The sequence below is a fragment of the Actinacidiphila sp. bgisy167 genome, assembly GCF_965342175.1.
Lineage (GTDB): Bacteria > Actinomycetota > Actinomycetes > Streptomycetales > Streptomycetaceae > Actinacidiphila.
Genome location: NZ_CBDRBL010000071.1, coordinates 1 through 13778, shown reverse-complemented (window position 1 = coordinate 13778; position 13778 = coordinate 1). Strand labels below are relative to the sequence as shown.

7 protein-coding genes and 2 pseudogenes are annotated in these 13778 nt (G+C 71.8%); 5 read left to right on the top strand and 4 right to left on the bottom strand.

Annotated features, from left to right (window positions below; all coding sequences use genetic code 11):
• Positions 1-165: 165 nt before the first annotated feature.
• Complete coding sequence (locus tag ACRWND_RS23550; RefSeq protein WP_431952629.1) at positions 166-576, bottom strand: DUF4307 domain-containing protein; 411 nt, start codon at positions 574-576, stop codon at positions 166-168.
• Positions 577-682: 106 nt separating this feature from the next.
• Between ACRWND_RS23550 and mca the strand changes: the two genes are divergently transcribed.
• Both mca and ACRWND_RS23540 read left to right on the top strand, forming a co-directional pair.
• Positions 683-1555 (top strand): mycothiol conjugate amidase Mca, encoded by an 873-nt coding sequence (mca, locus tag ACRWND_RS23545; RefSeq protein WP_431952627.1) that lies wholly within the window; start codon positions 683-685, stop codon positions 1553-1555.
• A gap of 4 nt (positions 1556-1559) precedes the next feature.
• A complete protein-coding gene (locus tag ACRWND_RS23540) occupies positions 1560-1799 on the top strand; it encodes a hypothetical protein (protein ID WP_431952590.1) in 240 nt (79 codons plus the stop codon).
• Between the two features lie 439 nt (positions 1800-2238).
• On the opposite strand, the gene ACRWND_RS23535 is transcribed toward ACRWND_RS23540, so the two are convergent.
• Positions 2239-5352, bottom strand: a complete 3114-nt coding sequence (locus tag ACRWND_RS23535) for a tetratricopeptide repeat protein (RefSeq protein ID WP_431952625.1) — start codon at positions 5350-5352, stop codon at positions 2239-2241.
• A 269-nt stretch (positions 5353-5621) separates the two neighbouring features.
• Between ACRWND_RS23535 and ACRWND_RS23530 the strand changes: the two genes are divergently transcribed.
• Positions 5622-9020 (top strand): S8 family peptidase, encoded by a 3399-nt coding sequence (locus tag ACRWND_RS23530; protein WP_431952588.1) that lies wholly within the window; start codon positions 5622-5624, stop codon positions 9018-9020.
• Between the two features lie 82 nt (positions 9021-9102).
• Here ACRWND_RS23530 and ACRWND_RS23525 read toward each other — a convergent pair whose 3' ends face one another.
• A complete protein-coding gene (locus ACRWND_RS23525) occupies positions 9103-10101 on the bottom strand; it encodes a helix-turn-helix domain-containing protein (RefSeq protein WP_431952586.1) in 999 nt (332 codons plus the stop codon).
• Positions 10102-10372: 271 nt separating this feature from the next.
• Here ACRWND_RS23525 and ACRWND_RS23520 point away from each other — a divergent pair.
• Positions 10373-10984, top strand: a pseudogene (locus ACRWND_RS23520) (transposase); the annotation flags it as partial.
• A gap of 170 nt (positions 10985-11154) precedes the next feature.
• On the opposite strand, the gene ACRWND_RS23515 reads toward ACRWND_RS23520, so the two are convergent.
• On the bottom strand, positions 11155-12156 hold the full coding sequence (locus tag ACRWND_RS23515) for a hypothetical protein (RefSeq protein ID WP_431952584.1): 1002 nt from the start codon (positions 12154-12156) through the stop codon (positions 11155-11157).
• Between the two features lie 429 nt (positions 12157-12585).
• On the opposite strand from ACRWND_RS23515, the pseudogene ACRWND_RS23510 reads away from it, so the two are divergent.
• Positions 12586-13185 (top strand): annotated as a pseudogene (locus ACRWND_RS23510) (transposase); the annotation flags it as partial.
• Positions 13186-13778 lie beyond the last annotated feature (593 nt).

The window sequence follows — 13778 nt, the reverse complement described above, 5'->3', positions numbered from 1 at the left end:
GTACTCGAACTCGCTTGCTTACAAATGAACGCCCTACCCAGAAAGATGCGTCTTCGCGGGAGGGCGAAACCACGAGCGTAACAATTCCCCCCGACAATCGGCGAGAGGAAAATCATCGGGACGCCATCGGCCCAGGTCAAGAGGGGAACGGCCGGGCAGGTCGGATCAGGCGGCGGGCACGCAGCCGACCAGTTCCGCGGAAGTCCCGCGACCGGTGGTGCGAATGGCGACGACGGTGTCCACGCGACTGCTGTCCTGGGCCAGACGCACGTCCTTGCGGCCGACCTCGCCGTGGTCCTCGGCGAGCGAGCGCAGGGTGCACACCGCGGTGACCCCGGCGTCCTTGCGGACCTCGAGGTGGACCTGGACCTCCTGGTCGGAGACGACCTGGAACTTGATCACCTCGGCGCTGACCTCGGTGCCGGCGAGTTTGTCCCAGCCGATCCAGCCGACGAACAGCAGCAGGACGACACCGAGCACCGCGCCGACCAGCCGCAGCCTGCGGTCCGTGCGCGCGTCGGCGTCGGCACCGCGCCCGTACCGTCCCTCGGGCAGCCCGTCGCGCACCGCGCTCATCATCAGTCCTCCCGGGGCCCGGGGAATCCCGCCTTGGAATCAAACAGCCCCTCGCTTCGGTCACTATAGAAGCCGCTACCCATGACCCATGACTGAGGATCCGACCTTGACCGAGCAGCTGCGGCTGATGGCCGTGCACGCACACCCCGACGACGAGTCCAGCAAGGGCGCCGCCGCCATGGCCCGCTACGTCTCCGAGGGCGTCGACGTCCTGGTCGCGACCTGCACCGGTGGCGAGCGCGGCTCCGTGCTCAACCCCAAACTGCAGGGCGACCCGTACATCGAGGAGCACATCCACGAGGTCCGCGCCAAGGAGATGGACGAGGCGCGCGAGATCCTCGGCGTCCAGCAGTCCTGGCTCGGCTACGTCGACTCCGGACTCCCCGAGGGCGACCCGCTGCCCCCGCTGCCCGAGGGCTGCTTCGCCCTGCAGGACGTGGACGAGGCCGCGGGGACCCTGGTGAAGCTGATCCGCGAGTTCCGCCCGCACGTGATCACCACGTACGACGAGAACGGCGGCTACCCGCACCCCGACCACATCATGACCCACAAGATCTCGATGATCGCCTTCGACGCCGCCGGCGACCCCGAGCGCTACCCCGAGGCCGGCGAGCCGTGGACGCCGCTGAAGCTCTACTACAACCAGGGCTTCAACCGGCAGCGCACCGTCGCCCTGCACGAGGCGCTGCTCGCCCGGGGGCTGGAATCCCCGTACGGCGAGTGGCTGGAGCGCTGGCAGACCGCCGACCGGCCGGAGCGCAACATCACCACGCGCGTGCCGTGCGCGGACTTCTTCGAGATCCGGGACAAGGCGCTGCTCGCGCACGCCACCCAGATCGACCCCGACGGCTCCTGGTTCCACGTCCCGATGGAGCTCCAGAAGGAGGTCTGGCCCACCGAGGACTACGAGCTCGCGAAGTCCCGGGTGGACACCTCCCTCCCCGAGGACGACCTCTTCGCGGGCATCCGGGAGAATTGAGCGCGTGAACGCGACACTCGGCACGGCCGCAGCCCAGCTCGTACCCCTCGCCGTCCAGGACCTCGACCAGGACAAGGTGACGCCCGGCCTTCTCGGCTTCGTCATCTTCGCCCTCATCGGCCTGTCCCTGTGGTGGCTGATGAAGAACATGAACCGCCAGTTCCAGAAGATCGACTTCGAGGAGCAGCCGGCGGAGCGGCCCTCCGCGGCGGCCGCCGCCGAGGGCCCCGGCCGCACGGGCTGAGGCGCCACCCGGCGGCCCCCTCCGGGCGCGAGGGGAGGTGCGGCCGCCGGCCGGACCTGCGACCCGCTCCGCGACCACGGCATTTCCGTGGCCGCGCCATGCGGCGTGCCCGCGGGGGTGCGCGCGGTGCGCGGGTGGGCATTCCGGACCGCACGTCCATGTGCAGGGCGGGCGGTGTTTCTCGTGCCGTCCCTGCTGCACCACACACATGTCAGCGTCCAGAACACCCACCCCCCGGCCGAAGGGCGGGGAGGGCGGATGTTCCGGACGGTGCGTCACATCTGCGGGCGGCATCCGGGGCACCACGCGTACCGCCCGCACACACGTGGACACGCCGTCGGCCGTCCGCACCACATCACGCGCCGGGCGGTACCGCCCGCACACACGCGGACACGCCAGTCCACGATGTCCGGCCCCGGAGGCCCCGCCCCCGGCGCCCTCAACCCCCCACCGGCACGTCCAGCACCTCGCGCGCCCCGCGCGACGGCACCATGCCCAGCCGCCAGGCCTCCCACGGGGTGCCCGGCTCCACGCCGCGCTCCAGGAGCAGGGCGTAGGCCTCCGCGTACTCGTGCAGCACGGGGTCGCGGCCCGTGTGCGCGTCGTCCGTCAGCCGGTCCAGCAGCGCACGGGCCTCGGCGGCGCCCTCGCGGCTGAGCAGCGGCTCCAGCGTGGACCGCAGGAACCCCGCCCACGCCAGGCCGCGCCGGTCGCCCACGATGGCGAAGAGCCGCTCCGCCTCCCGGAGGAGCTCCAGCGCGGCCGGGACCCGGTCGTTGCCGGCGTCGATGACGGCGAGCTCCACGCAGGACCAGCCCTCGCCGTGCGGCGCCCCGACGCGGTGGAAGTCCGCGCGGGCGTCCTGCAGGAGCTGGCGGGCGAAGCCGCTGTTGCGCAGGTTGCCGGTGCGCGCCGCCCGCTGGTCGCGGGAGACGCGGGCCGAGTGGTGGCGGGCGCAGGCCAGTCCGTAGACGTCCCGCATCCGGCTGAACATGGTGCGGGCGCGCTCCAGGGCCCGCAGCGCGCCGTCCAGGTCGCCGCCCTCCTCCAGGGCCTGGCCGAGGTGGTACAGCGACCACGCCTCGCCGCGGGCGTCCTCGTTCGCGCGGTGGCGGGCCAGCGCCTCGCGCATCAGGTGCAAGGCGGCGTCGGCGTCCCCGCCCAGCAGGCGGGCCCGGCCGAGCTGGGTGGTGGTCCAGGCCTCGCCGCGGGGGTCGCGGGTCGCCGCGTAGCAGTCCCCCGCGGCCCGCAGCTCCCGTTCGCCGCCCTCCGCGTCGCCGAGCCGCAGCAGCAGCTGGCCCAGCTGCAGGTGCGCCCAGGCCTCGCCGTGCACGCTCTCGCTCTCCCGGTGCAGGGCCAGGGACCCGGTCAGCAGCTCGTGTGCCTCCGCCGGCCGGCCGGCGTCGCGCAGCACCGCCGCCAGCGCGTGCTGCGTCCAGGCCCGGTCGGCGCGCAGCTCGTCCCCGGCCTGCAGCTCCAGGGCCTCCCGCAGCTTGGCCTCCGCCTCCCGCAGGCCGCCCTGCTGGTGCAGGGTGATGCCCAGGCTGCACAGGGCCCGGGCGGCGCCCGCCGGGTGGTGGGCCTCGAAGTACAGGTCGACCACCGACGAGAGGGTGGAGCGGGCCTTGTCGAGCTCGCCGAGCTGCCGCGCGGCGATGCCGGTGCGCCACTGGACCGAGCGGACCAGCATCGACTGGTCCGCCTCCCGCCGGTGCGCCTGGGCCAGCTCGCTGATCTCGCCGAGCCGGTACAGGTCGCCGCGGAGCAGGCAGTAGTCGCACAGCGCGCCGAGCAGGTGCTGCACCACCCGCTGGTCGACGCCCTCGCAGTGCCGCAGTGCCGAGGTGATGAAGCTCGACTCCTCGTCCAGCCAGCGCAGCGCCTGGTCCAGTGACGGGAAACCCTGCGGCCCGAAGCGGTCGGCGCGGGTCGAGGTGCGGCCGTCGACGAGCCGGATGACCGCGTCCGCGAGTTCGGCGTAGCTGCGGATCAGCCGTTCCTGGGCGGCCGCCCGCTCGGCCGGGTCCTCCTCGTCCAGCAGGCGTGCGTGGGCGAAGCGCCGTACGAGGTCGTGCAGCCGGTAGCGGCTGCCGCGCACGTGCTCGACGAGGCCGGCCGAGGCCAGTTCGGCCAGCCGCCGGGCCGCCTCCTGCTCCTCTGTCCCCAGCAGGGCCGCGGCGGCCGCCGCGCCGAGGCTGGTCCGCCCGGCGAGCGCCAGCCGGCGCAGCAGCCGGCGGGCCGGCTCGGGCTGGTCGTGGTAGCGCAGCGCCAGTGCCCGGTCGACGGGGCCCACGGGGCCGTACGCCGCCAGATCGGCCGCCAGCCGCTCCGCGCCCCGCTCGGGCAGGGCGCTGCCCGCGATGCGCAGCGCGAGCGGCAGCCCGCCGCACAGCCGCCGTATGGAGTCGGCGTCGTCCCCGGCCGTGACCGCCCCGGGCGCGAGTCCGGCCAGCAGCTCCCGCGAGGCCTCCGCCCCGAGCGGTTCGACCGGCAGGGCGTACACGCGGGCCGGTACGTCGAGGGTGAGCGGCTGCGCCGCCGTGACCAGGACGAGGCTGTCGGAGCGTTCCGGGATCAGGGCGCGCACCTGCTCGGGCCCGGCGGCGTCGTCGAGGACGATGACGACGGGCACGCCGGTGAGGTGCTTCTGGTACTGCTCGGCCAGGCGCCGCAGGTGCTGCTCCCGGGAGGTGCGCTCACGGAACAGCAGGTGTTCGCGGGGCGCGCCGAGCCGGTTGAGCAGGTGCAGCAGCGCGTCCCGTACGGGCAGCGGGCGTTCGCCGGGGGCGGCGCCGCGCAGGTCGACGACGCAGGCGCCGCGGAACTGGTCCCGCAGCTGCTGCGCGGCGCGCACCGCGAGCGTGGTGCGGCCCGAACCGGCCTGGCCGTGCAGGACGACCACGACGGGCTCGGAGCCGGGGGAGACCCGCGCCTGCCGCACCCACTGGGCGATCTGCCGCAGCGGGTCCCGGTGGCCGGTGAACGGTCCCTGGGTGGAGGGCAACTGGGCGAAGGACTGCTCCAGGACGCTGCGCCCCCGGGCCGCGGCGCTGCGGTCGGCGCGGCGCTTCGCCGGCGCCTTCACAGGAGCCCTCGCGGGAGCCGGTACGGCGCGCCGGCGCTCCAGGAACGGCCGCACGCCGCGCTGTTCCACGGCCTCCAGCCAGGCTCGCCGCAGCTCCCTCGACCGGGTGCTGCCGCCGCCCGTCGTCAGGGCGGTGGTCACGGCCGCCCCGGCGAGCGCCACCACGCCGCCCGCGCCCAGCGCCGTGGGGACCGGGGTGCCCCAGCCGAGGTCCGCCACGCACGCCGCGACGGCGGCGACCGCGGTGACCAGCGCCGGGGTTGCCAGGGAGGAGCGGCGGCCCTCGCGTTCCGCCACCACCGCGGTGGTGTACGCGGCGTACTCGGCGGCCGCCGCGGCCGCGATCTCGTCCACTGCCGCCCGTGCCTGCCGCAGCGCCTCCTCCGCCTCGCCCGAGCGGCCCTCCCGCCCACCGGCGACGGCGTGTTCCAGCAGCCGCAGCACCTCGGCCCGGTCGGACGTGCTCAGTTGTGCGCGCTGTTGCGACGTCTGCTTCGTCACGACTGCCCCCTCGGTTGCCGCCCGCCCCCCAGTGTGCTGCCGACAAGGCCGTATCGCGACACCGCGTGCGCGGGTGGCCCAGGGGGACAACCGTCGAGCCGGCCTTCCGCTTCGCGACGTTATGACCGCTTTCGCGGTGTCCTTGGCGTGGCGCAAAAGTGACGTGTCGTATGACGGACATCAAAAAGTGCTGACCAGGTGACGCCTTGGCGTCACGCTGTTCTCTTATGAAACACGTGAACGAAAAGCGGCTGCCGGGGATCCCGCGTCCCCGGCCGCGGCACGTGGCGGCCACCGCGATCGTGGCACTCCTCGCCGGACTGACCGCCACCCCCGGCGTCGCCCAGGGCCTCGGCCCGGACGCACGGCAGGCCGACCCGGGCGCACGGGGAACCGCGGGGAGCGGAGCACACGGCCTGACGCAGCAGCAGGTCACCCTGATCACGGGCGACCGCGTCACGCTGGACACGGACCCCACGGGCAAGCAGAGCGTCCTGGTCGAGCCGGCCAAGGGGCGCGAGCACATCAGGTTCGTCAAGCGCCAGGACGGCGACGACTGGACCGTCATACCCGTCGACGCGCTGCCCCTGCTCGCGGCTGACCGCCTCGACCGGGCGCTGTTCAACGTCTCGGCCCTGGTCAAGGGGAAGTACGCGGAGCGGAAGAGCCTGCCGCTGATCGTCCAGTACACGGGCGACGCGGCCACGGCCGAGCGCCGGCTCGCGGCGGCCGGGGCCGGCGAGGTCGACGCCATCGCGGGCACGTCCTTCGCGTCCGTCGTCGAACCCCAGGCGGATGCCGGGGATTTCTGGAAGGGCATCGCCCCCGGTCAGGCCGGCGTCACGGCACTCGGTTCCGGCGTCAGCCGGATCTGGCTGGACGGCCGAGCCAAGGTCCAGCTCGACGTCACGGTGCCGCACATCGGAGCCCCGCACGCCTGGGAGAAGGGCTACACGGGCAAGGGCGTCAAGGTCGCGGTGCTGGACACGGGCTTCGACCCCAACCACCCCGACCTCAAGGGCGTCGTCACGGAGTCGGCGAACTTCACCACCGAGCCGAACACCGACGACCTCGCGGGCCACGGAACCCACGTCGCCTCGACCGTCGCCGGCTCCGGCGCGGCCTCCGGCGGCCGGTACAAGGGCGTGGCACCCGGTGCGCAGATCCTGCTCGGCAAGGTCTGCACGGGGGACGGCAACTGCGAGGACTCCGACATCATCGAGGGTCTGGCCTGGGCCGCCCAGCGCGGCGCCAAGGTGATCAGCCTGAGCCTGGGCGACGTCGACACCCCGGAGACCGACGCCGTCGAGGCGATGGTCGACGCCGTCAGCCGCGACTACGGCGCCCTGGTCGTGGCCGCGGCCGGCAACGACGGCGACAGCAGCAGGGTGGCCTCGCCGGCCTCCGCCGACCGGGCTCTGGCCGTCGGCGCCTCCCAAGAGGACGACGACCGCGCCGGCTTCAGCAACGTCGGCCCCCGCGAGGGCGACTCCGGCCTCAAGCCGGACCTCATCGCCCCCGGCGTGAACGTCGTCGCCGCCATGGCCGGCGGCACCACCGCCGACGACGGCTACGTGGCGATGAGCGGCACCTCGATGGCCACGCCGCACGTCTCGGGCGCGGCGGCCATCCTGTTCCAGCAGCACCCCGACTGGACCGCGGAGCAGGTCAAGCGCCAGCTGATGCAGTCGACCGACGGTGCCATGGAGCACGGCGCCTACTACCAGGGCGCGGGGCGCCTGGACGTGGGCCGGGCGGTCGACCAGGAGGTCACCGCCGACACCGCCGGACTGGACTTCGGTCTGGTCAAGTGGACCGGCGGCACGCGCCCGCCGGCGACCAGGACGATCACCTACCGCAACTCCGGCGCCGCGCCCGTCACTCTCCGCCTGACGCAGCACGCGAGCCGCGGCATCGCGGACACCCCCGCTCCCGAGGGGCTGTTCCGGCTCGGCGCCGACACCGTCACGGTGCCCGCGCACGGCACGGCGGGCGTCACCGTCACCGCGACCCCGGAGGCCGCCGGCACGCAGTACGCCGCCTACAGCGGCGTGGTGAGCGCGGCCACCGCGGACGGCGGGGTCTCGGTGCGCGTACCGCTCGGCATGGACGTGGAGCAGCCGTCCCACGAGCTCCGCGTCACCATGAAGAACAGCGCGGGCAAGACTCCCGAGTACGCCTACCTGCTCTTCAGCTCCGCCGACGGCCAGACCCGCGAGGTGGAGGTGTTCGGCACGGACAGCGTCGCGCGGCGACTGCCCGTCGGCACGTACTCGGTGAGCGGCTTCTTCTTCGAGGGGGACTTCACGAAGGCCACCGTGGTCGGTGAGCCGCAGGTCGTCATGACCGCCGACCGCTCGGTCACCATCGACGCCCGGAAGGCCAAGCCCGTCACGGTCTCGGCCCCCAGCCGCACGGCCCGTATCATCACCAGCGAGATCGGCACCATCGGTCTGGGGAACCACCTCCTGTCCATCACCGCGAACGAAGCGGTCGGCGACGACCACATCGAGAACGTGTACGCGGTGCCCACGACCCGGTCCAAGGACTCGGCGTTCACCTACATGGTCAGCTCCACGTGGGGTGAGCCCGCCCCCGGCGGCGGCGTGAACCCCGCGTCGGTCTACTACCTGACCCGTCCGGTGCACGGGTCCATCCCGGCCGATCCCGGCTACGAGCCCCGCCGGTCGGAACTCACCACGGTGAACACCACCTTCGCTGCCACCGCCAAGGACAGCACCGGGGCGCGCAACGTCTACATGTACGTCGACGACCAGCGGTTCCGCATGCCGACGCTCAGCGGCCTGCGGGTCCCGGACCGGCGGGTCGACTACTTCTCGTCGGCCGACGGCCTGCGCTGGCAGAGCTCCTTCGACCAGACGGACCTCTTCGACGCGGACGCCCCCCGCGGGCAGGCCTACATGAGCACCATCCACGGCTACCGGGCCGGGGCCAAGGTCGAGGAGCACTGGAACCAGGCGGTCCAGGGCGTCGGCTTCTCCCCGGAAGGTATGGACACCTACCGTGAGGGCGGCGACATGTACTTCGCACTCCAGGAAGCCGCCAACGGCGACCTGGGCCTGGTGGCCATGACGAATGCCTCCAGCGAGCAGAAGTTCACGTTCACGCGGAACGGCGAAGAGGTCCCGTACTTCTACGGATACGCCGCCGTGCCGGAGGACACCAAGCCCGCCGACTACCGCCTGACGCTCGAGCAGGACCGCGACCTCGCCCCGGCGAGCCTGGTCTCCACGCATCTGCGGGCCGAGTGGCAGTTCCGTTCGCAGACCCCGAAGGCGCGGCAGGCGCTGCCGCTGTACGCGGTGCGCATGGCTCCGGAACTGGACGAGTGGAACCGGGCCGAGGCCGGGCACAAGCTCCGCATCCCGGTCCTGATCCAGCGCGCGGTCGGCGCCGCCGACACGCCCATCCGCACCTTCACCGCCGAGGTCTCCTTCGACGAGGGCAGGACCTGGCAGACCGCCAAGTCCACCGGCTCCGGCACCGAGCGCACCGTGACCGTCGACCACCCGCGCCACGTCGAGGGCGGGTCGGTCAGCCTGCGTACGTTCGTCAAGGACGCGGACGGCAACTCCTTCAAGCAGACCGTGATCAAGGCCTATCTGCTGAAGTAGCCACGTCGCGCCGCAGGCGCCGGGCCTCCGGACGGAACCGTCCGAAGGCCCGGCGCCGCCTGTCCCCTCGGAGCCCGTCGCGTCAGAGCCAGTCGCGGCGGGCCGCGTGCCAGCCCAGCTGCATGCGGGTGGCGACGCCCGCGAGGTTCATCAGCCCCTGGATGCGGCGCTGGACCGTCCGCTTGCTCACGCGCAGCTGTCCCGCGATCGCCTCGTCGGTCATGCCGGCGACCATCAGGGAGAGCAGGTGCCGGTCCTCCGCGGCCGGTGCCGCGGGATCCTCCGGGCCCGCGCCGCCGATCCGCCCCTTCTCGGTCACCCGCAGCGGCGCGCCGACCTCCCAGTAGTGCTGGAACAGGTCGATGAGCGCCTCCAGCAGGCTGCTCTCCCGCACCACCGCCGTCTTGAGCGCCCCCAGACCGGCAGTCGCGCCGCCGGAGGGCAGCGGAACGACGGCCACCGAGCGGTCGGCCACCGCCATCCGCAGCGGCAACCGGGGCACCGCCCGGGCGACCTCGCCGGCCCGCACCCCCGCGACGACGTTGTCGACCGCCCCGGGGTCGTCGAAGTAGGCCTGCTCGTACAGGACCCGGTAGAGCACGCCGCGGCCCAGGGCGTCGTACTCCTCACGATTGCTCCCCGCGGGCATCGCCACGTAGTGCGCCTTGCAGAACCACAGCATCTCGTGGCGGGCGCCGTCCTGGAGCTGCCGCAGACGCTGCCGCAGCGCGGCCGCGCCGCTGATCACCTCGACCGCCTCGCCCGCTCCCCAGGAGCGGGCGCTGCGGCGGTAGGTCTCCACCAGTCCGAGCACGATCGCCCGGTCCTGCTCCAGCGCCTCCGCGTGGCGCTGGAGCCGCGGTACGAGGGCGACCTGAGGCGGAATCACCGCGAAGGCGCCGGGCGACTCCTCCACCGCGTACGCCAGTCCCTTGGCCTCCAGCGCGAGCAGCAGCCGCCCGACCGCCGGGGGACCGAGGTCGGTCCGTGCGGAGATCTCCTCGGCGGACGCCGACTCGGTGGCGAGCAGCAACCGGTACACCTCGGCCTCGGAGGCCGTGAGCCCCACCGTCTCCAGCATGTCGCGCCTCTCCGCTCACCGTCCGGCAGCCGATTCCATCAGCACGACCGGCCGGGGACAACGTCCGTTGCCGCGGGCAACAACCGGGTTCGCGGGGCACGGGGACGGGCTGAAACCATCACCCCTGCCGGGCGGCGCGGCGGCGCGCGGCCAGGACGGCGCCCGCACCCAGGACCACGGCCGCGGCAGCGGCGGCGCCGGACGTGGCCGGGCAGGTGACCGTGGACCTGGACGGAGTGCTGGTGATCGCGCACTCCGACAAGCAGGACTCATGACCATCACCGATGCCATCCACCAGGCCGTCTTGAAGGTTCCGGCATCGGCCTGGACACCGGCCGTCGAACCCGGCGGCGGCATCCGCGACGGCGTCTGGATCGCCGAACTCGACGGCGCCTGCCTCAAGGGCTGGCCGAAGGGGATGCGACTGGTCGTCCGGAAGGAACGGCCACACCCCGGCGCACAGTTGCGGATCACCGACGCCGACCGCATGCGCCTGACGGCGTTCGCCACCAACACCGCCGGCACCCCGATCGCCGCACTCGAACTGCGACACCGCCAGCGCGCGAGAGCGGAGGACCGCATCCGCGCGGCACGGGCCACCAGCCTGCGCAACCTTCCCCTCCACGACGCCGCACAACATCAGATCTGGCTGGAGATCGTCCAGATCGCTCTGGACCTGCTCGCCTGGATGCCGATGGTCGCCCTCACCGGCGACGTCCGTCGGTGGGAACCGCGGCGGCTGCGGCTCCGGCTGTTCTCCGCCGCCGCACAACTCGTCACCACCGGACGGCGCCGCATCCTCCGCCTCGCGGCCCACTGGCCCTGGACAGGCGTGATCACCCAAGCCCTGCAACGGCTCGCAGCCCTGCCGAACCCAGGATGACCAGCCACTTCCTGTCCCTACGAGCATCACCACCGAACCGGAGCCGTGGAACCCGGCGCCCACCCGACGCGACAGCCGGGCCACCAGCCTGCCCGCCTGCAGGAATCTCGGCCCCCGAACAAGCCGAAAGGGCCCATCAGCAAGCTGACGGACCCTCACGCAAACTGAGGCTAGCCTCTGTAGCCCGGCTTCCAGTAGATGGTTCCGGCGTCCATACCAGTCAAGAGCAGGTATATGACGCCGCGGTAGACGGAGAGGAAGGGGGAGACGTTCGTCTGCCAGCCCGTGTTCTCCGCCTGCCATCCAGCCCAGTCGCCGAGATAGCCTCTGGACTGGAGCCACAGGTGACCAGAGTAGTCACGCGCCGTCACGAGCAGGTTGCCGGCCTGGTCCGATGCGATGACCGGAGAGCTGTTCGTCTGGATACTGGGCAACTGGTAGGCACTGGTCCACCAGTTCTGCCCGAGGTACTGCTCGGCGTAGTAGACCCGATCGTCGTTGAGTCCTCGGAACACCGCGTAGAACGCCTGCCAGTACGGGTTGAACGTCACTGTCGGGGCGCTGTTGCTCTGGAAGCCCATGTACTGAGCGGGAGCCCAGTTGACGGAGCCCACAGGCAGCCAGGAGGCCCACATGCGCGTGTCACTCGCGCCCCGGTACACCATCAGCAGACCTGAAGCCGTGGTCGCCAGCGATACGGATTGATACGTCCTTTGGCCGGTTATCGGCGCCCAGGCGGACCAACTGGCCCCTATGGCGGCGAAACCCGATGCGACGCGGCTCCAGTAGATGTTGCCATCAGTACCGGTATGGAAAGCGTAGAACCAGCCATTGGAGTATATGACACGCGGTGCGGTGGTCGTTTGCGAGGTGTTCGCGCCGTAGCCGATGGATGTGGGCGTCTCGTTGTCGACCGAAATCCAAACGTGGTCGTCGAACTCCCCTCTGTAGATCCCCACGAGCCGCCCGGAGTCGCTGCGCGCTTCCGAGTACGTGTCCCGCGACTGGATCGGAGTGTGGTTGGCGATCTCCGGAGTCCAGCTGCTGCCTTCGCCGGGTTCGCTCGCGAACGCCTCGGAGCCGGTTGCCAACGTCACCGCGCATGCGGCGATCAGCGCGACGGCCCAAAGCCGTCCGCGCTTTAGCCAGAAGGAATGCCTTGAAGAGAACATAATGCGCCTTTTGCTCATAAATGGACATAACTGCATCGAGGGCGCCTCTCGCCCTACAGATGCATGATGATCATAATCTAAGAGATCGCCGCACCACAGTCGGTCCGGCCGCGGAGTGGTGACAGTCATCACTCGTGTCTTGGGTCCCACCTCCATCAACCGGGGTGCAGGTGGCCGCCCGGCGGGTGCCTGACCTCGATCATTCAGCGCTGTCTGATGTGGTGACTTCGCCCCGTTTGCTCCTCCAGTGGGCGGTGGGGCCGTCGCGTGTCGCTGCGGCTGGCCGGATTCCACAGGTCCGGAGACTGGGGGTCCTTCTCCTTCCTGGTCCTCGCCGGGATGCGTCCGTGCTGGTCAGGCTGTCTGTGGCAGGGCGGTGAGCCGGTTCCAGGCCAGGACGAAGGCGTCGGTCCAGGGCCAGGTGAGGTGGATGCCATCCACCAGGCCGTCTTGAAGGTTCCGGCATCGGCCTGGACACCGGCCGTCGAACCCGGCGGCGGCATCCGCGACGGCGTCTGGATCGCCGAACTCGACGGCGCCTGCCTCAAGGGCTGGCCGAAGGGGATGCGACTGGTCGTCCGGAAGGAACGGCCACACCCCGGCGCACAGTTGCGGATCACCGACGCCGACCGCATGCGCCTGACGGCGTTCGCCACCAACACCGCCGGCACCCCGATCGCCGCACTCGAACTGCGACACCGCCAGCGCGCGAGAGCGGAGGACCGCATCCGCGCGGCACGGGCCACCAGCCTGCGCAACCTTCCCCTCCACGACGCCGCACAACATCAGATCTGGCTGGAGATCGTCCAGATCGCTCTGGACCTGCTCGCCTGGATGCCGATGGTCGCCCTCACCGGCGACGTCCGTCGGTGGGAACCGCGGCGGCTGCGGCTCCGGCTGTTCTCCGCCGCCGCACAACTCGTCACCACCGGACGGCGCCGCATCCTCCGCCTCGCGGCCCACTGGCCCTGGACAGGCGTGATCACCCAAGCCCTGCAACGGCTCGCAGCCCTGCCAAACCCAGGATGACCAGCCACTTCCCGTCCCTACGAGCATCACCACCCCGACCGGAACCGTGGAACCCGGCGCCCACCCGACGCGACAGCCGGGCCACCAGCCTGCCCGCCTGCAGGAACCTCGGCCCCCGAACAAGCCGAACGGGCCCGTCAGCAAGCTGACGGGCCCTCATGCAAGATCGAGGCGAGAGGCGTTCTCCGGCGGGGGATTCACACGCCACCCGGTGGCCTGAGGGGTACGTGCCGCACTCCGCGAAAGGCGGCGCATTTCGTGAAAGCAGCTGTCTGGGAGCCATCATTTCCCTACCATTTCCCCTGAGGGCAGAGGGGGTTACGATGCGCAAGTATCACGCGACGCTCGCCGGGTCGAAGCCCGGTCCTGAGGAACGGGAAACCCCGGGATCGGACATGAGGGCGACGGCGACGCGTCCCGCCTCATGGACGCCTGCTTGCGGCGGAGCCATAAGAAAGAAGACCTCGCCGCGCGGCGAGGGCATCTGCGAGACGTGGTGCGCTGGGCGCGGGCGAACGGGTTTCGAGGTCCGGCACATCCGGAGTAATCACTCGCGCACCGTGGGGATTTGGAGAGGACCACGCGTCACCGAC

Excerpts from the sequence above, each read along its gene's own strand:
- ACRWND_RS23550 (WP_431952629.1), bottom strand. The coding sequence starts at position 576 with ATGAGCGCGGTGCGCGACGGGCTGCCCGAGGGACGGTACGGGCGCGGT.
- ACRWND_RS23525 (WP_431952586.1), bottom strand. The coding sequence starts at position 10,101 with ATGCTGGAGACGGTGGGGCTCACGGCCTCCGAGGCCGAGGTGTACCGG.
- ACRWND_RS23515 (WP_431952584.1), bottom strand. The coding sequence starts at position 12,156 with ATGTTCTCTTCAAGGCATTCCTTCTGGCTAAAGCGCGGACGGCTTTGG.